Origin of the sequence: Nitrosomonas sp. GH22, assembly GCF_009833115.1 — a bacterium.
Taxonomy (GTDB): Bacteria; Pseudomonadota; Gammaproteobacteria; order Burkholderiales; family Nitrosomonadaceae; genus Nitrosomonas; species Nitrosomonas eutropha.
On sequence record NZ_QRCA01000020.1, the window covers coordinates 19,451 to 40,623 of the forward strand.

General features: G+C 48.3%; 14 protein-coding genes. 6 read left to right on the forward strand and 8 right to left on the reverse strand.

All coding sequences use genetic code 11. The annotated features are described in order from the left end of the window. Positions 1-304: 304 nt before the first annotated feature. Genes uvrC through ABF86_RS07420 form a run of 3 tightly spaced genes read right to left on the reverse strand, consistent with a single transcriptional unit; the run spans position 305 to position 2,992 of the window. Positions 305-2,119, reverse strand: coding sequence for an excinuclease ABC subunit UvrC (gene uvrC / locus ABF86_RS07410; RefSeq protein WP_074685178.1), 1,815 nt, complete (start codon positions 2,117-2,119; stop codon positions 305-307). 13 nt (positions 2,120-2,132) lie between these two features. Then, positions 2,133-2,321 carry a 4-oxalocrotonate tautomerase family protein gene (locus ABF86_RS07415; RefSeq protein ID WP_074685180.1) on the reverse strand — a complete coding sequence of 63 codons (189 nt, stop codon included), beginning with the start codon at positions 2,319-2,321 and terminating at the stop codon, positions 2,133-2,135. Positions 2,322-2,341: 20 nt separating this feature from the next. Next, the gene (locus ABF86_RS07420) at positions 2,342-2,992 is read right to left on the reverse strand and encodes a uracil-DNA glycosylase (protein ID WP_074685182.1); all 651 of its coding nucleotides are present in this window, start codon (positions 2,990-2,992) and stop codon (positions 2,342-2,344) included. Between the two features lie 142 nt (positions 2,993-3,134). Here ABF86_RS07420 and ABF86_RS07425 point away from each other — a divergent pair, with 142 nt between their 5' ends. Then, positions 3,135-4,943, forward strand: coding sequence for an autotransporter assembly complex family protein (locus ABF86_RS07425; RefSeq protein WP_240142264.1), 1,809 nt, complete (start codon positions 3,135-3,137; stop codon positions 4,941-4,943). 1 nt (position 4,944) lies between these two features. Further along, the gene (locus ABF86_RS07430; RefSeq protein WP_160803513.1) at positions 4,945-8,841 is read left to right on the forward strand and encodes a translocation/assembly module TamB domain-containing protein; all 3,897 of its coding nucleotides are present in this window, start codon (positions 4,945-4,947) and stop codon (positions 8,839-8,841) included. Here ABF86_RS07430 and ABF86_RS07435 read toward each other — a convergent pair. After that, complete coding sequence (locus tag ABF86_RS07435; protein ID WP_011634461.1) at positions 8,829-9,293, reverse strand: Rrf2 family transcriptional regulator; 465 nt, start codon at positions 9,291-9,293, stop codon at positions 8,829-8,831. The two genes, ABF86_RS07430 and ABF86_RS07435, sit on opposite strands and share 13 nt — an antisense overlap. Before the next feature lie 299 nt (positions 9,294-9,592). On the opposite strand from ABF86_RS07435, the gene ABF86_RS07440 reads away from it, so the two are divergent. The 4 genes from ABF86_RS07440 to ABF86_RS07455 are packed head-to-tail and all read left to right on the forward strand — an operon-like array spanning position 9,593 to position 12,761. Beyond that, positions 9,593-10,654, forward strand: coding sequence for a multicopper oxidase domain-containing protein (locus ABF86_RS07440; protein ID WP_011634460.1), 1,062 nt, complete (start codon positions 9,593-9,595; stop codon positions 10,652-10,654). Positions 10,655-10,691: 37 nt separating this feature from the next. Beyond that, the gene (locus ABF86_RS07445) at positions 10,692-11,390 is read left to right on the forward strand and encodes a c-type cytochrome (protein ID WP_204987580.1); all 699 of its coding nucleotides are present in this window, start codon (positions 10,692-10,694) and stop codon (positions 11,388-11,390) included. Further along, positions 11,390-11,773, forward strand: coding sequence for a cytochrome c (locus ABF86_RS07450; RefSeq protein ID WP_011634458.1), 384 nt, complete (start codon positions 11,390-11,392; stop codon positions 11,771-11,773). Before ABF86_RS07445 ends, ABF86_RS07450 begins: the two co-directional genes overlap by 1 nt. 43 nt (positions 11,774-11,816) lie before the next feature. After that, entirely contained in the window at positions 11,817-12,761 is a 945-nt protein-coding gene (locus ABF86_RS07455) for a multicopper oxidase domain-containing protein (RefSeq protein ID WP_011634457.1), read from the forward strand. 146 nt (positions 12,762-12,907) lie between these two features. Here ABF86_RS07455 and cphA (ABF86_RS07460) read toward each other — a convergent pair whose 3' ends face one another. The 4 genes from cphA (ABF86_RS07460) to ABF86_RS07475 form a co-directional block, all read right to left on the reverse strand. Continuing rightward, the gene (gene cphA / locus ABF86_RS07460; protein ID WP_074685186.1) at positions 12,908-15,496 is read right to left on the reverse strand and encodes a cyanophycin synthetase; all 2,589 of its coding nucleotides are present in this window, start codon (positions 15,494-15,496) and stop codon (positions 12,908-12,910) included. A 20-nt stretch (positions 15,497-15,516) separates the two neighbouring features. Then, positions 15,517-17,814, reverse strand: a complete 2,298-nt coding sequence (gene cphA, locus ABF86_RS07465; protein ID WP_011634455.1) for a cyanophycin synthetase — start codon at positions 17,812-17,814, stop codon at positions 15,517-15,519. A 512-nt stretch (positions 17,815-18,326) separates the two neighbouring features. Next, on the reverse strand, positions 18,327-18,794 hold the full coding sequence (locus ABF86_RS07470; protein ID WP_011634452.1) for a DUF1854 domain-containing protein: 468 nt from the start codon (positions 18,792-18,794) through the stop codon (positions 18,327-18,329). Next, a complete protein-coding gene (locus ABF86_RS07475; RefSeq protein ID WP_011634451.1) occupies positions 18,791-21,109 on the reverse strand; it encodes an ABC transporter ATP-binding protein in 2,319 nt (772 codons plus the stop codon). Before ABF86_RS07475 ends, ABF86_RS07470 begins: the two co-directional genes overlap by 4 nt. Positions 21,110-21,173 lie beyond the last annotated feature (64 nt).

Consider the following 21,173-nt stretch of genomic DNA (forward strand, 5'->3'; position numbering starts at 1 on the left):
TTGAGTCTTTATCAAACCCGACTTTGGAAGTAACATGGCTTGCAAAACGTTTTTACATCAGTCGGTCAGCGATTTACGAAGTACTGAAGTGCACCCGGTTGCAGGAGTTTACGCCTTGTGACTGTATTAACCAGCGATTTAAATTACCGTAGTACGGGTCTTTAAACGTTTGGCCAAAGTTGACAAGTTGTCCAGGAACGCCTGAAGGGCCTTATCAGAGCTTAGGTTATTGGCAATGGCGTGTGCGACTTCATCGAGAATAGCTTTCTGTTGGTGATGCAGTTTCTGGGTTTAAGTCGCCTTGTCAGCGTAATTCCCGGTAAATTTTTTCAGCCAGCGCCCGACTGACACCTTCTGTCTGCTGTAATTCTTCGATGCTGGCATTCTTGACACCTTTAAGTCCACCAAAGCGGGTGAGTAGGTTCTGACGGCGTTTGCTGCCAATGCCGGCAATCTGTTCAAGAGAGGAGGTTTTACGGGTCTTGGCACGTTTTGCCCGATGTCCCTGGATGGCAAAACGGTGTGCTTCATCACGAATCTGTTGGGTAAGGTGTAGAGCCGGATGGTCATTCGGCAGATGCAAGGTTTCTTCCTGCCAGGGGAGGATCAGCTGTTCCAGTCCTGGCTTGCGTGCTTCGCCTTTTGCCACACCTACCAATGGAATATCATTGAGCCCCAGTTCTATCATTACTTCGCTGGCAACGCTTATTTGTCCTTTGCCACCATCAATCAGGATCAGATCGGGTAGCTTGCCTTCTTCCATGGCTATCTTTGCGTAGCGTCGTTGTAGTACATCACGCATCGCTGCATAGTCATCTCCCGGCGTGATGCCGGTAATGTTATAACGCCGATATTCGCCGTTACGCATGGCATAATGGTCATACACCACGCAGGAGGCAATCGTTGCTTCTCCCATGGTATGGCTGATGTCAAAACATTCGATACGTGCCAGACCTGGCAGATTCAAAACCTCCTGCAGTGCCTGCAACCGATCTTCCTGGCTGGCTTGCTGGATCTGTTTTTGCTGTAGCGCCAGTTGCGCATTTTCGGTTGCCATGTCCAGCCACTTGCGTCGTTCTCCAATTGGATTGATCGTCAGGGTGACTTTATGACCAGCCTGTTCAGATAGCAATTTTTGCAGGAGTGTCACCCGGATTTTTTTACCCAGGATGATCAGTGGTGGAACGCTGCGATTCAGGTAATGTTGGCTGACAAAAGCTTCCAGCACCGTGCTGATACTGTCTTCATGTGTGTTCTGCGGGAAAAAGGTTTTGTCACCCAGATGTCGTCCGCTGCGAATCATGACCAGGTTGACCGCAACAGTATGTTTGTCTGTCCCGGTTGTGCAGGCGATAACATCAGCATCCAGTGCTCTGCCGCTGTCGACAAACTGTTTTTCCTGAATCATGCGTAAAGCCTGCATTTGGTCACGGAACAGTACTGCCTGTTCATACGCTTGTCGATCCGATGCCTCAAACATTTTCTGTTCTATGGTTTTTAATACTTCGTCCTGTTTGCCTTGCAGAAACAGGGCTGCACTGTTGACATCTTCCTGGTACGCTTCCGGGGTGATCAGATTAACGCATGGTGCGCTGCAGCGCTTGATCTGGTGAAGCAGGCATGGCCGTGTACGATTATTAAACACCGAATTTTCACAGGTGCGCAGGCGAAAAACTTTCTGCAGCAGCTGAATGCTGGATTTGACCACGCCTGCATTGGGAAATGGGCCAAAATACTGATGACGGTTATCCAGTGCACCGCGATAAAACGCCAGCCTGGGAAAAGCATGATTCGTCAGTAGCAGGTAAGGGTAGGATTTGTCATCCCGGAACAGGATGTTGTAGCGGGGCGCAAGGCTTTTGATCAGGTTGTTTTCAAGCAGCAGCGCTTCCGCTTCGGAGCGGGTGACTGTCGTCTCAATCCCTGTAATCTGCGATACCATGAGCTGAATACGCGGTGACAGATTCGATTTTTGAAAATAGGATGACACCCTTTTCCGCAGATCAATGGCTTTGCCTACATAAATCACATCGCCGGCCGCATTCAGCATGCGATATACGCCCGGTTGAGAAGGGAGCGTCAGAACAAACGCTTTACCGTCGAAAGAGGAATCCGGCAAGACAGGTACCTTGTTACTTATCGCTGCCCAGCAGCCGGCCGCCGATTGCCCAGCTTTCATGCGGCATTTCATCAAAGGCAATATAAACGTAAGATTTAGGCTTGTGTGCGATACGTTCCAGCGTGTCGGTAATTTCAGTGGTGATCTGCTGTTTTTGTTCGTTGGTCAGCGTACCGGCCAGCCGGATATTTACATAAGGCATCTTTACTCTCCTGTTATTTATCAAGTTGCAGCCATATCCTGACAAATTCTGTCGAAAATCTGTTCAAACATGGGTTCTGTCAGGCGTTTGGTCTGGGTATTGTAGCGACTGCAATGATAGCTGTCATAAAGCCTCAATCTTCCTGCAACAGGGTGAACAGCGCCATGACTAAAGGGATAATCTGTTTTTCGGAGTTGCAATGCTGTTAATGTAGCCTGATGGGCAACCGTTCCCAGCGCCAGTAATGCCTGCCCGCCATTGCTTACAAAATCATGCAATTCAGATGCCAGAAAAATATTGCACTGTCGTATTTCTGCCGGTAGTGGTTTATTGGCAGGTGGTAAACATTTGACTGCATTGGTTATCCGGCAGTTAATCAGGCGAAGTGCATCGTCAACCGCAACAGATTTGCTGCGGTTGGCGAAACCAAATTTATGTAATGTTTGATACAGTAGGATACCAGCGTAATCACCGGTAAACGGACGGCCGGTCCGGTTGGCGCCATGCAATCCGGGTGCGAGCCCGATGATCAGCAACTTTGCTGAAGTATCTCCGAAGGGAGCAACTGGCCGAGCATGATAATCTGGGTGATCCGTTTTAACCTGATCCAGATGCTGTGCCAGACGTGGGCAGTCACGACAATCCTGCTGGAATAGTCTTGATACAGACATGTTGTCCTCTTATTGTAAAATGGGTGCCACTTATCGCAGCCTGCTATCCATGAATTTCCCTTTCGCCACAAAAATTTATACCAGTGTCTCAAGCAAACAGGATATGTATTCGTGGTATATGCTCAAATATTGTTTCGCCTGTATGAATAGGCTGGACAAGTTTTTTTATCAGGCAGAATGTAATTGGCGTGCTGGGTTGTTGTTACTCTGTTTGTTGTATTTGTCCTGCTGCGGCACCGCTTTGGCAGCTTCCGCCATTAGCAAGGATACGGAAAAGGAAAAGAAATCGGATCCTGTTGAAGTGACGATTATTGCACCATCAACTGCCAAAAAGCTGCTGGAAAAATATATTACTCCTCCGGCCAAGCCATTCAAGGATGAAATCAGTCAGGCAGCTTATGCACGTAAAATAAAACAGGAATCCACTGAGCTGCTGGCAACAGAAGGGTACTTTACCCCTGAAATCGAATTTAATGAACGGGAAAATAATAAGGCGTATGAATTGCGCGTTACACCTGGTCCCCGCACACGTGTCGCTGCTGTGTCCATCGAATTTCAGGGAAATCTGGCGGCAGATGAGCCCGAACAGCATATACGGGTAGAGCAGTTGCGTGCCGGGTGGACGCTGAAGCCAGGTAAGGTTTTTCGCAGTGCACGCTGGGAAGATGCCAAATCTGCTTTACTCTCCAACGTAGCGGACAGAGATTATGCCACTGCTCGTATCGTTGAGAGTTATGCAAGAGTGGATCCCGATACCGCCCAGGCAACCTTGTCGATCATCATTGATTCCGGCCCGGCATTTCGTTATGGAGAGCTGCAGATTACTGGTCTGGAACGCTATCAACCGGATGTAATTCAAAACAGTATGCCTTTCCGCCCGGGTGATCCCTATCGCCGGGATCAATTGTTGGCTTTTCAGGTGGCGCTGCAGAATAGTCAGCTATTTAATTCGGCGGCTGTTACGATCAAACCAGATCCCGCTTTGCACGAGGCTGTGCCGGTAATAGTCATATTGACTGAGGCAAAATCCAAACACGTTGGTGCAGGCATTGGCTACAGCTCCAACAATGGCGCACGTGGTGAAATCAATTATCAAGATTACAATTTTTTGGGGCGTGCCTGGAATCTGGGCAGCCTGTTGCGCCTGGAACAAAAACGCCAGACATTTTCTGCAAGAGTAGATACTTTGCCGGATGCCAATCGTTATCGGTATTCATCCGGTGTACGCGTCGAGAAGACCGATATCAAAAACCTGAAAACCTTTAATCAGCGTGTGGATTTTTCCAGGATACGAACCACGGCTCATTCCATTTTGAAAGTGGGCGTCAATTGGCAACGCGAGGAACGGGAACCTTCTGGCGCACCCAATACCGTGAATGAAACCCTGGCGCTGGATTCATGGTATCGCTACCACGATATTGACGATCCGGTAAATGTTCACAGTGGTTTTGTTTCAGAGGTGCGACTGGGTGGCGGTTCCAGCTACGTGCTGTCTGATCGGAACTTTGTCCGCAGCTACCTCCGGCATCAGCAGTGGTTTCCTGTCGGCCGGCGGGATACATTGTATTTCCGTGCAGAAGCTGGCTATACCCTGGCTTCATCGCGTCAGGGGATCCCGCAGGAATACCTGTTCCGCGCCGGGGGCATTCAATCTATCCGGGGTTACGATTTTCTGAGTCTGGGCGTGCGTGAAGGAAATGCTATTGTTGGTGGACGTGTTGTGGCAACTGGAACAGCTGAATATGTTCACTGGTTCTCGAACGACTGGGGTGGGGCGGCATTTGTTGATGCGGGTGATGCGGCAGACAGGTGGGAAGATTTTAAACTAGCGCTAGGTTACGGGGTGGGTGCACGCTGGCGCAGCCCGGCCGGCCCGTTTGCACTGGATCTGGCTAGGCGGCATGATACCGGCACATTACGGGTGCATTTCTCCATTGCAGTGGCGTTCTGATATGGATCATCAGATAAATAACAAAAATCCGGTATCGCAATCTTCTGTGAAATCTCCACGGCGTTTCAGAAAATGGTTTTCGGGAATGCTGGCAGCGTTGATGCTGGCCATGACAAGTGGTTTGTATTGGCTGGTTTTTACTTCTTCTGGCCTACACTGGTTGTTTGCAACTGCTTCCCGAGCCACGAATGGCGCGCTGACATTTTCGGGTATATCCGGCAGTTTGCAGCATGCTTTTCATGCACAAACAATCACTTTCAAAAATGATGAGCTGGATGCTCGGGTAGAAAATCTGGATTTTCGCTGGCAACCACAACGTTTGCTGATGGGTAATCTTTTGATTGAAGCGCTGACCATTCAATCAGTTGAAGTACATAACGCACCATCTGAAGAAGAGGAAGAGCCAGTTACACAACCCGAAAGCCTGTCGCTGCCAATTGGCATGGTAATCGAAAAATTGGGTATCCGCTCACTCAAGACCTATACATTGGGTAATGATCAGCCCGATCTGGAGATATCCGATCTTGTCCTTCGGCTGGACAGTGATGGCAAACGCCATCGTCTGCAAACACTGGCACTTGAACTGGAGCAGGGAAAGATTGCAGGTAACCTGGAGATTGCCCCCGATCCACCATTTGATCTGATGTCACAACTGGTGTTTTACAGTTGGGCGAATGCTGTCAATGCTGATAATAAACCAAGTCATGCGGTTCTTAAACTGAGTGGTAACTTACAACAGATAAGGGCAAAGCTGGCTGTAAAGGATGGTGAATTGAATGGGGCTGGCATTTTTACCATTCATCCTTTTGATAAATTACCTTTACTTGATGCCCGTCTAGTATTCAATGGGCTGAATCCTCATGTTTTTTCTCCAGATCTGCCCAAAGCTGATCTGAGTATTCGCAGTTATCTTGAGCAAACCCAGGCTGAGCGCCTGGAAGGGCGTATTACTGTTAGTAATACTATAGCACGCCCACTGGGTCAGGAAGGTATCCCATTGAAAGATATGCGTTTACAGTTTTTATTTACTGGTGATGACATTCATCTGGATGATATCGCGCTACGTTTGTCTGAACAGGAAGCTGTGCCTGGTAGCCTGACAGGAAAAGCCAACTGGCAAATCAGCACTAAAACAGGGCAGGCAGACATTCAAGTCCGGCAATTGAATCCAGCCTCTTTAAAAAGTGGTTTACATCCAGCAAATTTGTCTGGAAATCTGCATTTTGCAGGCGATCAGGATGCTCAGCATGGAACGATCAAGTTGCGTGATGAAGCGTTGCAAATGGACATAGATATGGCATTGGCGCGTGCTGCTTCAGTCATCACCGTCGAAAAACTTGATCTCGCCCGAGGGGATTCCAGTCTGTCAGGTCACGGTGTATTACAACTGGATGAATCGCAGCCTTTTACGTTTGAGGGATTACTCAAGCAGTTTGACATTTCTGCATTTGCTGATGTGCCATCCTCCAATCTCAATGCCAAATTTAATCTGGGGGGGCAGCTGGCACCACAACCGATTGCTAATATTAATTTCTCGATTGATCAAAGTCACTTCTCTAACCAGCCAGTAACTGGCCAAGGAACTTTGGCTTTGCTGCAATCCAGGCGGGTTAAAAGTGATGCCCGCTTGCATCTGGGGGATAATCAGCTTGAGATAAAGGGGGCATTAGGAAACGCAGAAGATCATCTGTCAGTGGTACTGGCCGCACCCAAATTGACTCAGATCGGATTCGGGCTGCAAGGCGATATGCATTCCCGGATTGAGCTAAGCGGTAAGATTGATCGTCCGGATGTGGCATTTGAGCTTAATTCAAATCATTTCAATTTTCATGAAGAACATCAACTTGCCCAACTCAAAGCCAAAGGCAGTTTGCGTGGAACCGTTATTCAACTTGATCTCCAGGCAGGAGCCTATCAAAAAGGCACAGAAATATTCTTGCAGCAATTATCAGTTGGACTGGATGGGACTCAATCAAATCACCAGCTATTGATCAACAGCCAGATTGACCAAACGACTGAAGCACAATTTCAGGCAAAAGGAGGATTGATCACCCGTCCCGGAGATACGCAGCATTTCCAATGGGATGGGATCATTAATAAACTTGCTCTGACTGGCTCGGTACCCCTCGATCTGGTAACTCAGCCAAGCGTCCGGATCAGTCCGGAGGCGGTTGTATTGGGGCATACTCGTATAAAGGTTGCTGCGGGCGATATTAATATTCTTGATGCACACTGGACCCCCAAACAATGGTCTACCCGGGGTAATTTCTCCGGTATTGCATTGCAATCGGGCGGGCTGTCCCCAAAAAATTATGAACCTCTGAAACTGGGCGGAGACTGGCAGTTTGCGGCTGATCAGCAATTAACCGGGCGTTTGCATGTACAGCGAGAAAAAGGGGACTTTATCCTGCCGACAGAAACTCCGTTTGCATTGGGTTTACAAACGCTTGCATTCAATCTGCTAGCTGAAAATAATAATCTAAACGGACAGTTGGTTATTCGCGGGGCGCACGTCGGCGAAGCCACGGCGAGGGTTAGTGTCCCGTTGCAACCAGCCGGTTCTATCTGGGAAATTCAGAAAAATGCCCCGCTGAATGGAGATCTGCACCTGAATCTGCCTGATCTCACCTGGGTCGGCTCGGTTATAGGCGACAATCTGCGTAGCGAAGGTCAGCTTGCTGCACACGCTCGGCTGGCAGGAACGCTTGAACAACCAGAGCTGCAGGGCAGTGTAACAGGAGATGCATTGGTGATTGCGCTGCTGGATCAGGGGTTGCAATTAAAAGAAGGCAAGCTTGCTGTGGATTTTAACCAGGATAGAGTTTTGCTTGAAACGCTCAATTTTACTGCGCCACTTGAGAAACCCACGAAGGATAAATTGCTTAAAGGACTGAAGTTGACGCAGAAGTCTGGCCGGCTAAGTGCGCATGGTAGTGTGAATATCCATAACCAGCAAAGTAATCTTGCCATTGAAATTGATCATTTGCCTGTTGCACAACAAGAAGATCGCTGGATCGTCGTTTCTGGAACCAGTTTGGTTGGTTTCAGTGATAACGTGCTTGATGTTACCGGAAAAATCATGACGGATATTGGCTTTATCAAGCAGCCGGAGGCCGGAACGCCTAACTTGGCAGAGGATATCATCATTACGGGCAAGACTGATTCCGAGCCAGAATCACAGGTTTTTAAAATAAATCTGGATGCAACACTGGATTTGGGAGAGCGGTTCTTTCTGCGTGCTTCAGGATTGGAGGGGCGGCTGGTTGGACAGTTGCGTCTGCACAGTGAACCGGGACGATTACTCAATGCAGTGGGAACTATTGCAACTCGTGACACCCATTTTGGGGCATACAGTCAAAACTTGCTCGTCCGGCGTGGAATTGTGAATTTTGATGGGCCGCTTGATAATCCAGGACTCAATATCTTGGCGGTGCGTAGCGGTTTGCAGGTAGAAGCGGGCATAGAAATAACAGGGACAGTGAGACAACCCAAAATCAAGCTGGTATCACAACCCGAGGTTCCCGATTCAGAGAAGCTGTCCTGGATCGTACTGGGGCGACCTACCGATAAAAGCGGCCTGGACAGCGGATTATTGTTGAGTGCGGCCGGTAGCATTCTGGGAGGATCTGATGAGGGTGTTCTGGACAGTATTACCCAAGGGTTGGGTATTGATGATTTTTCAATCCGGCAGCAGGAGGGCGGTTCTTTAACCGACCAGGTGGGTATGATCGGTAAACGGCTTTCATCACGCGCCTACCTGAGTTTCGAGCATGGGTTGACTTCCGCATCGGCCGGGGTCGCCAAGCTGACCTACAGTTTATTTCCTCATGTTTCAGTGGTGACCCGGGCAGGAGATGATAGCGCAGTTGATCTATTTTATGACTTTCAGTTTGATTGATCCGTTAGGTTATCGAACATTCCCATGACTTGCAGTTGCTTTTTTAATTGACGTTTGGGAACCATCAGATCAGCCAGAGTATAGCTATCAAGCACGGTCATGAACGCCGCGAGCGCTTCCGCGATGATTGAGCGCAACACACAACTGTCGCAGATAATACATGCATTCTGATCGCTGAAGCATTCAACGAGATCCATAGAAGTTTCCGTATGACGCATGACTTCACCGATATTGATCATTTCAGGTGCTCGTGCCAGACGGATACCCCCGTGTTTTCCACGTAGCGTTTCCAGGTAACCGAGCTGACCCAGATGATGCACGATCTTGACGACATGATTACGTGAAATGCGATAACAATCGGATATTTCAGTAATAGTAGATAATTTCTCTCTTTTCAAACCGAGATAAATCAGGATACGCAAAGCGTAATCACTGTAATTCGTCAGTTTCATGAGGCATACCCCCTTTAATAATAGGCGCGGATGACAACATACCCCCACATTTTATTTTAGCCCGGAAAGCATAGATACCGGGAGCACCGGGCTGATTATTTCGTTTTCCCCCGATAAAAGTTATTGACAATTAGATTGATATAAGTAAAATCCGCACAAAGATACATTTTAAATATATCTTTATCGCTGTAAGGAGGGATCTATCAAGTGCTGATGAGGTATTACCACAGTATGTATCTAAAAGTAAGAGAGTTTTGTGCATCAAAGGCGTATTAAATATACACTAAAAGGACCGATTTATGAGAAATTCAAATTCGATATTTTCGCATTACCGATTCATCATCAGCATCGTTATTGGACTGTATGCACTGGTGATGATTCCTGCAACAAGCTGGGCCGAAAAACGTGAATTCGATATGTCAATCGAAGACACCCGGATCGTTCTGGTCGGCAAGAGAGATTTTCACACATTTGCCTTCAATGGCCAGGTTCCAGCGCCGCTTATTCACGTCAAGGAAGGCGATGACGTTGTAGTAAATGTAACCAACATGACCACGCTGCCGCATACCATCCACTGGCACGGCATGCTTCAGCGCGGTACCTGGCAGAACGATGGTGTTCCTCACGCCACTCAGCATGCGATAGAACCCGGTGATACGTTTACTTACAAATTCAAGGCTGAACCTTCCGGCACCATGTGGTACCACTGTCACGTCAATGTTAACGAACACGTCACCATGCGCGGCATGTGGGGGCCACTCATTGTGGAGCCGAAGAATCCTCTTCCAATCGAGAAAACAGTGACCAAAGAATACATCATGATGCTTTCCGATTGGGTATCAGCCTGGGCGAACAAACCGGGTGAGGGTGGTATTCCGGGAGATGTATTCGATTATTACACGATTAACGCCAAATCTTTTCCTGAAACGCAACCCATACGAGTCAAAAAAGGAGATGTTATAAGGCTGCGCATCTTTGGTGCGGGTGATCAAGTTCATTCCATTCATACTCATGGCCACATCTCTAACATCGTATTCAAGGATGGTTTTCCCTTGGAAAGTCCAATTAAGGCCGACACTGTTCTTATTGGGCCGGGCGAGCGTTATGACGTTATCATCAACATGGATAACCCTGGTTTATGGATGATACATGATCACGTTGATACGCATACTACCAATGGAGACAAGCCTGACGGTGGAATTATGACAACCATCGAGTATGAGGAAGTCGGACTTGACCACGATTTCTATGTATGGAAAGACAAAAAATTTGTACCTGATTTCTACTATGAAGAATCTCTGAAAAAAGACTTCGGAATGCATAATTCGAAAGTCTTCAAAGGAGAACTCATCGAAGAATGATGTGTATGTGTAACACAACAACCAAAGGAGAAGAAATATGATGAAAGCCTATTTGCTTGCGGCGATGGTTAGTGCGGGTTTTCTTGCATCATCGCTAACAGCTTCTGCTGCGGACGGTTCCGCAATACTGCAGTCACAATGTGCTTCCTGCCATGCGCTGACTCAGCCGGAAAATACTTCCCTAGATCGTTTGTGGGAACGTAAAGGGCCGGATCTTTATTACGCCGGAGTTAAATTTAATAAGCCATGGCTAGTGAAATGGCTGCAGGATCCGGTCAGAATTCGCCCGGCTGGTGAATTCTATCGCAAACATATCAAGAAGGGCGATAAGGGGGATGTTGTGGATGAGTCTACGCTCACGGTACATCCAAAACTGGCACAGGCCGATGCTGAAGCAGCTGCTGATGCCTTGATGGCCCTGAAAGGACCAGAAGGATTGATTGAGACAGGAAAATACGATGCGGACAAGAAACCATCCCCAATGGCAAAAATGCTCTTCACCAAACTGCGTGGCTGTTATGCCTGCCATTCAATCGGTGGTGGAAAGGGTGGATTGTCTGGCTCGAGTCTAGAAACAGCCGGTGACCGTTTACAGCCTGATTTCATTTACAGCTATATCAAAGATCCGCAGAAAATTGATAAGGGTATCTGGATGCCAAAACTCAAAATTTCCGAGCAGGATCTGCAGAATCTTACCGGCTATATTGCTCAACTGAAAGGAAAGGAGGGTAAATAATGAATATCAGTCGTTCTGTTTTACTGCTTGCAGGAATGAGTTTGATCTTTTTAGGATCACTAGCTACGCCAGCTTCTGCAGCGGATGACCAGTTTAAACATGCCGAAAAACTCTACGATACGTATTGTGCACAATGCCATGGTGCCGACCGTGATGGCAATGGTCTTAACAGTACTTTTATATCTGTTCAGCCGCGCGATCACAGTGATCCAAAGGGTATGGGTGATATTCCCAACGACGAGATTATTGAAGTAATCAAGAAAGGAGGTCTTGCCGCCAATAAATCAGTGTTGATGCCAGCCTGGGGAGAAATTTTCAGTGATGAAGAGGTTGATCAGCTGGCCGCCTACCTGCGTCATATCTGTAAGTGTGGTTCAAATTAATTAAAAGTTGATCTGTAAATAAAGTAGAGGAAGAAAAAACAATATGAAATATAAAAAATTATTTAATGCAAGCTTTGCTGCGCTGGCAGCCAGTGTTGCCCTGCCAGGATTTCATGCAGAAGCTGTAGCTAAAACAGTACCGGTCACGATCCATGCAGTGGAAAAAGATGTGGCCTACGATAATAAGGGCAGCACCTATCATGCGTGGACCTTTGGCGGTGTTGTACCGGGTCCGGTTGTGCGTGTTACTGAAGGTGACACAGTCGAATTTACTCTGGTGAATGAAGAAAGCAATAAAAACTCACATAGCATGGATTTTCATGCCGCCAGAGTGGATGTAATGACGGATTTTGATTCTGTCAAACCAGGCGAAACAAAAAAATTCACCTTTACTGCTGATAATCCCGGTGTATTCTTTTATCACTGTGGTTCGGATCCAATGATTCAGCATATTGCGCGTGGTATGTATGGCGTTATTATTGTCGATCCGAAGGATGAGAATGCTTTGCCTAAGGCTGATCGTGAATATGTGCTGATTCAGGCCGAGCACTACGAAAATCCGGATGACAAAACAGCCATGATGAAGAATCAGTGGTCTAATGCCGTTTTTAATGGCGGCGTCTTCAAATACGATCCGGTACATGACCCGGAAGCGACACGCTGGTTGCAAGCCAAGCCGGGTGAGCGGGTTCGTATCTACTTTGTCAACGCTGGACCCAATGAGTTTTCCTCACTGCATCCTATCGCTGGGATCTGGGAAAATGTCTACCCCAGTGGAAATCCCAAGAATGTCCAGTATGCATTGCAGTCCTATACAATTGGGCCAGGCGATGCGGCAACGCTTGATCTGATTTCTCCAGTTGCAGGTGCTAATGCAATCGTTGACCATGCCATGAATCATGCATTGACTGGTGCAATCGCTGTAATTATGTTCAGTGATGATGCTGATCCGGAAGCTGGCAAGGGTGACAATATCCTGGTCAGATAAGCTACTCTGTAATAACATTACGTAACTGCAGCATCATGGGGCTGCGTGTTTCAGGGCTCCATGAAATATCCTCTTCAGGATAGCAGCATAATAAAACCGCCTGAATTCCGAGTATTGCTTCACAGGCGGTTTTTCTTTTGTCATTGTCAGGCAACGGCAATACGAGCATCAGCGGCAATACGAGAGTGGATGTATCCAAGCGCCTGCTCCACCTGATCGATCAGAATAAGGCAAAGCTCCCCGGCTTCCAGATTGGTCAATGCGGTATCAATCGCCTTGAACTCACCACGAATTTCACTGACTTTGCGTACGCGTTTTGCATTTTCCAGGCCTTCTCGCAATAACCCAAGCACTTCGCCATCAGCACGTCCACGCTGGCATTTATCCTGAAACAAAACAACTTCGTCAAATACATCACCCAGAATCTGCGTTTGTAGCCGAATATCTTCATTTCGGCGATCTCCTGCTGCGCTGATGACGACTGTACGTTTCTTGGCCGGGATATGATCAATGGCACATATCAGTGCTTCCATCGCATCCGGGTTATGTCCGTAATCCGCAATTAGCGTGGCTTCACGATAATTAAACAGATTAAATCTGCCTGGGACAGTCTGCGCATCACTAACAAAATCAGCCAAGCCTGCGCAAATAATTGACCAATCCAGCCCGGATGCTAATCCTGCACCGATAGCCGCCATGACATTCTCAATCTGGAAGCTGATCATTCCATTCTTCGTCAACTGGATGTTGCTGAGTGATATTCGTCGTTCAGTTCCGGCTTCCGTTACAACAATATGTTGTTCTTCCAAGTAGATTACACGTTTTCCCTGGATGCGCTGTTCCAGAATCACCGGATGACGGCTATTGCAGGAGAAGAATGTGACAGAACCCGGGCAGTGGCTTGCCATACCGAGAACCAGGGGATCGTCAGCATTTAACACGGCAACGCCTTTCTCCGGATTGACGTTTTCCACGATAGTGCGTTTGACAGCAGCCAATTCCTCGGCTGTATTAATGTTAGCCAGACCAAGATGATCCCCCCGGCCAATATTTGTGACAACCGCCACATCACAATAATCAAAACCCAAACCTTCACGCAGAATACCGCCACGTGCGGTTTCCAGTACTGCAGCATCAACATCGGGGTGAAACAGAATATTCCTGGCACTCTTGGGGCCGCTACAATCGCCCGTATCTACACACTGATTATTAACAAATACACCATCCGTGCAGGCAATACCAACCCGCATCCGGTTGTGTTCCAGTATGTTGGCAATCAAGCGTGCCGTAGTGGTTTTTCCATTGGTGCCGGTTACGGCGATCACTGGAATACGGGCATCTTCATCCTGTGTAAACAGATGATTGATGATGGCTTCTCCTACTGCGCGTGGCTTGCCGTATGAAGGTTGTAGATGCATGCGCAAACCCGGTGCAGCGTTGATTTCGATGATTGCGCCACCCTGTTCTTCCAGTGGTCGCGAGATGTTGCTGCATATTACGTCGATACCACAGATATCAATGCCAACCATTCGAGCAGCCATCACTGCGCAATCAGCAATATCCGGATGAACTTCATCCGTTACATCCCTTGCTGTCCCCCCGGTAGAGAGATTGGCGTTGTTACGCAATACTATTTTCCCCTCTTTTTCAGGGACAGAGGTAGCGCTCAATCCTTGCGACGCAAGGTGTGCAAGAGAAATTTCATCCAGATGAATTTTGGTCAACAGATTTGCATGGCCTTCGCTGCGCAACGGGTTGCTATTGATCTGATCCACCAGCCAGGCAATATTATGAATACCATCACCGACAACCTGAGGTGGATCACGTCTTGCTGCCGCAACCAACTTGTTGCCTACGACCAGCAATCGGTAATCGTATCCGCTTACGTAACGCTCAACCAATATACTGCTGCTTTCCTCTGCCGCAACATGATAGGCAGTTTTTATCTGATCTCGGTCAGTGAGATTGGCTGTAACTCCTCTACCATGGTTCCCATCCTGCGGTTTGACAACGATGGGCGCACCAATTTCGCAGGCTGCTACCCAGGCATCATCAGCACTGGTCACCGGTCTCCCGGTCGGAACGGGAATGCCAGCTGCGCGTAAAAGTATCTTGGTCAAATCCTTGTCTTGCACAACGGATTCTGCCACCACGCTGGTTTGATCGCTTTCAGAAGCCAGAATACGCCGCTGCCGGCTTCCCCAGCCAAATTGAACCAGACTTCCGTCAGTCAGACGACGGTATGGAATATTGTGTCGGACAGCGGCCTGCACGATCGAGTTTGTGCTGGGCCCCAGACGAACGTCTTCGTACAGTTCATGTAAACGGATTATTGTTTCAGCAACATCAAATGCGGCAGATTCTGCTGCTGCCTGATATAACGCAAAAGCCTGTTCAAATGCCAGTCTTCCAACGGCTTCCTCAGTATATTCCACGACGACACGACAAATATTCGGTTCAGCCATTCTGACCGCACAACTGAAGCTTACGGGGCAGCCGACCTGTTTTTGTAATTTCAGTGCAATAAATACCAGAATATTAGCTGGTGTTGTCTCTTGCCAGTCAATTGGCTGCAGCTGCACAATATCCGGAAAATAGTTACATAAACGCTCTTCCAGGGAGGAAATAGTGTTAGGCGTATGTTTATTCTGTTCCAGATCTAGCGTAGCTTCGATGGCGGTATGTTTACCCCAGACGTTAGGTCCCCGCAATGCACGAACTTGTAATACCTTCATGGATACTTTCCTTAAATTATCTAACCTTCGAGAGTTTGATATATCGGTGGATGGCCTTCCTGATCCTGCAAGAAGGCCGTTAAACCAGTTTTAATGAGATCGGACGACATGCCCAAGGCCCAGCCAGCGCCAACGCCCGCCAGAAGATGTATCGTTTCTACGATATGATTACCGGTTTCTACTCGCAGCTCATCCAGCCGGGCAAGGGGTGTTTCAGTAGAACCATCAATTAGCAGAATCTCCTGGTTACGTACAGTAACAACCCGTTTCCCACGAGTTGGCCCTGTTCCCTCTCGCCGGTGAGTATTTATCGTGGGCAATTCGGGATCACGACTGATGTAAATGACCTCACCGTGGCATAAATCTGCCATCCGGATTAGCACAGGATCTTCCGCATCAAGAATAGCTGTACCGATTGTCGGCATAGCCTCTGGCAAGATGTCATCTTTTTTACCTCCGGTAGGAGAAACCACATCAACCTGGGTTCTCAGCACCTTGAAAATCTGCTCAGGTGTTTCAATTCCCCGATAACCAATATGTTGTGCGGGCTCAATTCGGGTAACAATACCTACCTGACAACTGTCATACGCTAATCCTTCCTCAAGCATGCTATTGAAACCATTTTCAAAAACGGCTGCTTCAACAGTACGGTTCATCAGAATACGGCGAGCCGATTTGTGATTGGCACAGTCGTTGTAATCAATTTTTTTGTGGTCGAGATAAAGTCCACTACTGCATGCTAAACCGGTACGTTTACTTGCAAGCATGAACAGACGGGCAACAAGACGGGCGATAGTGGTTTTGCCATGACTGCCGGTAATGCCGACAATGGGAATACGGCTCTGATTCTGATCCGGAAACAAATGATTGATAATCGCTTCACCAACCGGTTGTGGTTTGCCGATAGCGGGCTTGATATGCATTAGCAAACCGGGACCGGCATTGACTTCAACAATGGCTCCTCCCTGCTCGGCAAGCGGCTGTGAAATATCTTCCACCACCAGATCAATCCCGGCAATATCCAGACCAACGACTCGTGCAGCTAGCGCAGCCAGATCAGCAGTGGCCGGGTGTATGCTATCGGTGACATCAATTGCGTGATTGCCATTACGCTGTACCCGTATTTTTGAATCAGCAGGCAGGATAGAATCATAGGTGCAGCCCTGATGCGTGAGTTCCATTTTGACCGCATCATCCAGCTTGACAAGATTGAGCGGGTGATTTTCAGTAGTGCCCCGGCGCGGGTCGGCATTGACCTGATTTTCAATCAATTCTGCAATTGTGGAAACGCCATCACCAGTAACAAGCGCGGAATCTCCCCGTGCTGCGGCGATAACTCGTCCGCCAACGATAAGCAAGCGATGTTCGATTCCCGAAATATAGCGCTCAACTAACACATCACTGCCTTCCTGCTGTGCAATAGAGAAAGCAGATTCAATTTCTTCGCGCGTACTCAACTCAATAAACACCCCACGTCCGTGATTGCCATCGCTGGGCTTGACAACAACTGGCAACCCAATATCTGCAGCGGCCAGCCAGGCATCTGCCGGATCAGTCACGATACGCCCTTCCGGAACCGGTATGCCACAAGCACGCAACAGTGATTTGGTCAGTTCTTTGTCACGCGAAATACTTTCAGCAATGGCGGTGGTCCGATCGGTTTCTGCGGTCCAGATATATCGACTGCATGCCCCTTGCCCTAACTGAATAAGATTGCCTTTATCCAGCAAACGAATGAACGGAATATTGCGTGCTGTGGCGGCATCGACAATACAAGCGGTAGAAGGGCCGATCCAGAGTGAATCAATCATGTCACGCAACTGCCCAATAGCGTTTTCTACGTCATAAACTGGCTGTTCCTGGTCAAACCCCATCGCGGCCAGTACCAGTTCCCGCGCCAAATACAAAGCTTTGAGTGTTATTTCCTCATGCCACGCACTGACAACTACCTTATAAACTCCCCGCTCCGTGGTTTCGCGCGCCCGGCCAAATCCTCCCTGCATCCCGGCAAGATTTTGCAATTCAAGCGTCACATGCTCAAGAATATGACAGGGCCAGGTTCCTTCCTTGACCCGTCGTAAAAATCCACCTCTCTCACCATAGCTACAGCGATGTTCAATCAGGGATGGCAACCAGGCTAACAAGCGCTCATAAAAACCAGGGATCGTATCTGATGGATAATCCTCCAGCTCACCGATATCAACAATTGCCTCCAGAACAGGGTTGTACGTCCACATGTTGGGACCATTCAGATAACGAATGTCAAGAAACCTAAAATCTTTTTTACTGCAAGCGGGAAAATCGGATTGAATCAACATGAGTGAGTAATCGAATGTACACCCTCTAATTAACGCGAGACATATTCAATTGGTTTACAGGAAATCTGGAATTTTTGGATATCTCTCATTTCTTGCTGAGAGTGAGCGCACAGGAAGGGGATTCACAGCAGCTTATACTGCTACTGCTGTTGGTTGTAGAGGTTTTATATTCACATGTATCCGGCGTGTACAGCCGATTGACATCGAATACTTGAAAGCATTGGAAGAAACGCTTGCCAAGTGGGCAAGCGCAACTGATGAGAAAACTTATTGTGAGTTATGAATGCTTTACGGTGCTGAAAGTATCTTTCCCGTTTACTGATCACACAGTTGTGCAGCTTTAAGCTGCTCACGCTTGATTGTCAGCTGGTACGTGGTGAACTTGGACGACTCGCAGTCAACGCCATTATTCAGGCCACACGATCTCTGTATTATCTTTTTGGAATATTGCAGCAGTGTGGTAAAGAAAATCTTGATGTGTTGATATTCGGGAATCTTGTTTTTGTCTTGTTTCACAAAAAACGATCCAGCAATCTGTTGCTGTGATGATCCAGTATCAACCGGTCTCGAATCAGGAAGTGAATGCCGTGGCTGTCGGTGATCAGTAATGTAGCGAGCGACAGCCGACGGATATCTTCTTCTCCCTTGAGGATGAGGCTGGTTTCCCCTCGATTTGTTTGTATTTGCCAGGTGCTGGGGGTTGCGAAGCTGGAAACCTTGTCAATGCGCTTTATCTCAGGCATGAATTCACGGCTGGCAAGTTCTTCTTCGATCAAAGTTCGCTCTGATTCCTGTAATTCAACAAGATTATCAATCCAGGCCACTTCATGGCCATGGCCATCGACCAGAGCTACTCCCTCATCCGCGGCAGTAATTGGAAATGCACGTACGGGTATGACACTTTCGTAGATCTGATCTTTGCCTATAGCTACCACCCGACCGAAAGCATTCCTCTCCAGTTTGTATTCAGATAGTTTCATACACGATTTCCCCTGATATCAGATAGGTTACCGGGTTCAACAGAGGACTCTTCATTATCTGGGCTACGTGACTGTGACTGATAAAGGTGGTAGTAATGTCCCTGGCAGGCCATGAGTTCCGCATGATTGCCTGTTTCCACGATCTTGCCGTGGTCGAGTACGATCAGCCTGTTTGCTTCCTGCAGGGTTGACAGGCGATGAGCAATGGCAAGGGTTGTCCGACCGGAAACAAGATTATCGAGTGCCCCTTGAATTTCCTGTTCCGTCTGGGTATCCACAGATGAAGTGGCTTCATCCAGTATCAGGATGTGTGGGTCGATTAGCAGTGCCCGGGCGATGGAAATACGCTGCCTTTCGCCACCCGAGAGTGCCTGGCCGCGTTCGCCCACCAGAGAATCATAACCGTAAGGCAGGCGCAAAATAAATTCATGGGCATGGGCAGCGCGTGCCGCTGTAATAATTTCCTTGCGAGAAGCATCGGGTTTTCCATAGGCAATATTCTCGGCAATCGTGCCGAAAAAAAGAAAAGGTTCCTGCAGTACCAGCCCGATATGTTTTCGATAATCCGCGATAGGCAATGAGCGGATATCGATACCATCAATCAGGATGGCACCCTCGGTCACATCATAAAAGCGGCAGATCAGGTTGATGAGTGTGCTTTTGCCTGAGCCACTGTGCCCGACCAGCCCGATCATCTCGCCTGGTTCAATTGCAAAATTGAAATTTTGTATCACCCGGCGCGTTCCGTAACGGAAACCGACATTACGCAACTCGATATGGCCTTTTATAGCTGGCAGATGAACGGGCTTGACCGGTTCCGGCACGCTGGAAACGTGATCGAGAATATCGAATATCCGTTTGGTTCCAGCCGCCGCCTTTTGTGTGGCAGAAACGATCCGGCTCATTGAATCTAGCCGCAGATAGAAGCGACCGATATAAGCCAGAAAAGCGGTGAGTACCCCGACGGTGATGTGATCTTGTGATACCTGCCAGATACCGAAAATCCACACAACCAGCAGACCGCATTCTGTCAGCAGGGTTACCGTGGGGGTAAACAATGCCCAGACTTTGTTGACACGATCATTGATTTCCACATTACGCTGATTGACTGCACGGAAGCGTTCGATCTCCCGTACTTCTTGCGCGAATGCCTTGACCACTCGGATGCCAGGCAGGGTATCTGCCAGAACATTATTGACTTCGGCCCAGACACGATTGGTTTTTTCAAAGCCGACACGCAAACGATCACGCACCAGATGAATCAGCCAGGCAATGATCGGCAATGGGAGCAGGGTAATAAGCGCGAGCCATGGGTCGATTGAAACCAGGATAATGACGGTCAGGACGATCATGAGCACATCCGTGGCGAAATCAAGCAGATTGAGCGAAAGAAACAGGTTAATCCGGTCGGTTTCCGCACCGATACGCGCCATCAGATCCCCTGTACGTTTCCCACCGAAATAGGCTTGAGAAAGTTTGAGCAGGTGTTCGTAAGTTGTTGTTCGCAAATCAGCGCCGATGCGCTCTGATATCCTGGCCAGTACATAGGTGCGCGCCCAGCCAAGAATCCAGGCTACTATTGCCGCTCCCAGCAAGCCGGACAGATAAAATATCACCAGATCAACATTAATCGGATGGCCGTTCTGATAAGGGATCAATACATTATCCATCAGTGGCATGGTCAGATAGGGCGGTACCAATGCAGCAGCCGTACTGCCCAGCATTAGCATGAAACCGGTAAATAATTGCCACTTGTACGGTCTGGCAAAGCGCCACAGGCGAAACAATGTCCAGGTAGAGGGTGGAGTGGAGGTTGCTTCCTGATCGTGATGAGCGTATGCCGCTTCACTACTGTCATCGTTGCCAGCGGTATTCTGGTTACTGCTGGCTTGTTCTGCCATCCCTTTTGCTGGCAGGGCTGCCTGGGTATCAAGCGCATCAATCAGCCGGATAAAGTGGATAATCAGTTGATCCGCTGCCTGTTGTTTGCTCAATGTGCAATACCAGCGCGCCAGACGGGCGCTGGTGTCAGACAGTTCGATGCTGCAAATCCCGGCGTGATCCTGATAAGCTAGCTTCATATTTGGTTGATAATGCCATGCCTGCCAGTGCTCATCGCCCGCTATTCTAGCCAGAATCCGCCGGGTGGTAATCACAATCAGCCCTGGTGAAAAATGTAACTGATGATCGAGGTCAGTTTCCAGCCAGGCAATTACCTGTTCATGATTGATCAGTGTAGGCTCAATTTGCCTGTTCCAGGCTGATGGGAAATCAGCAGGAACAAGGTGGAGTAAATCGCTGGTGTTGGAGTGCATTAGCTGGGGTAGGGTGCTTAAGCAGAAATAAATTTTATCTTCCGGGATGAAACCGAAGCAGCCG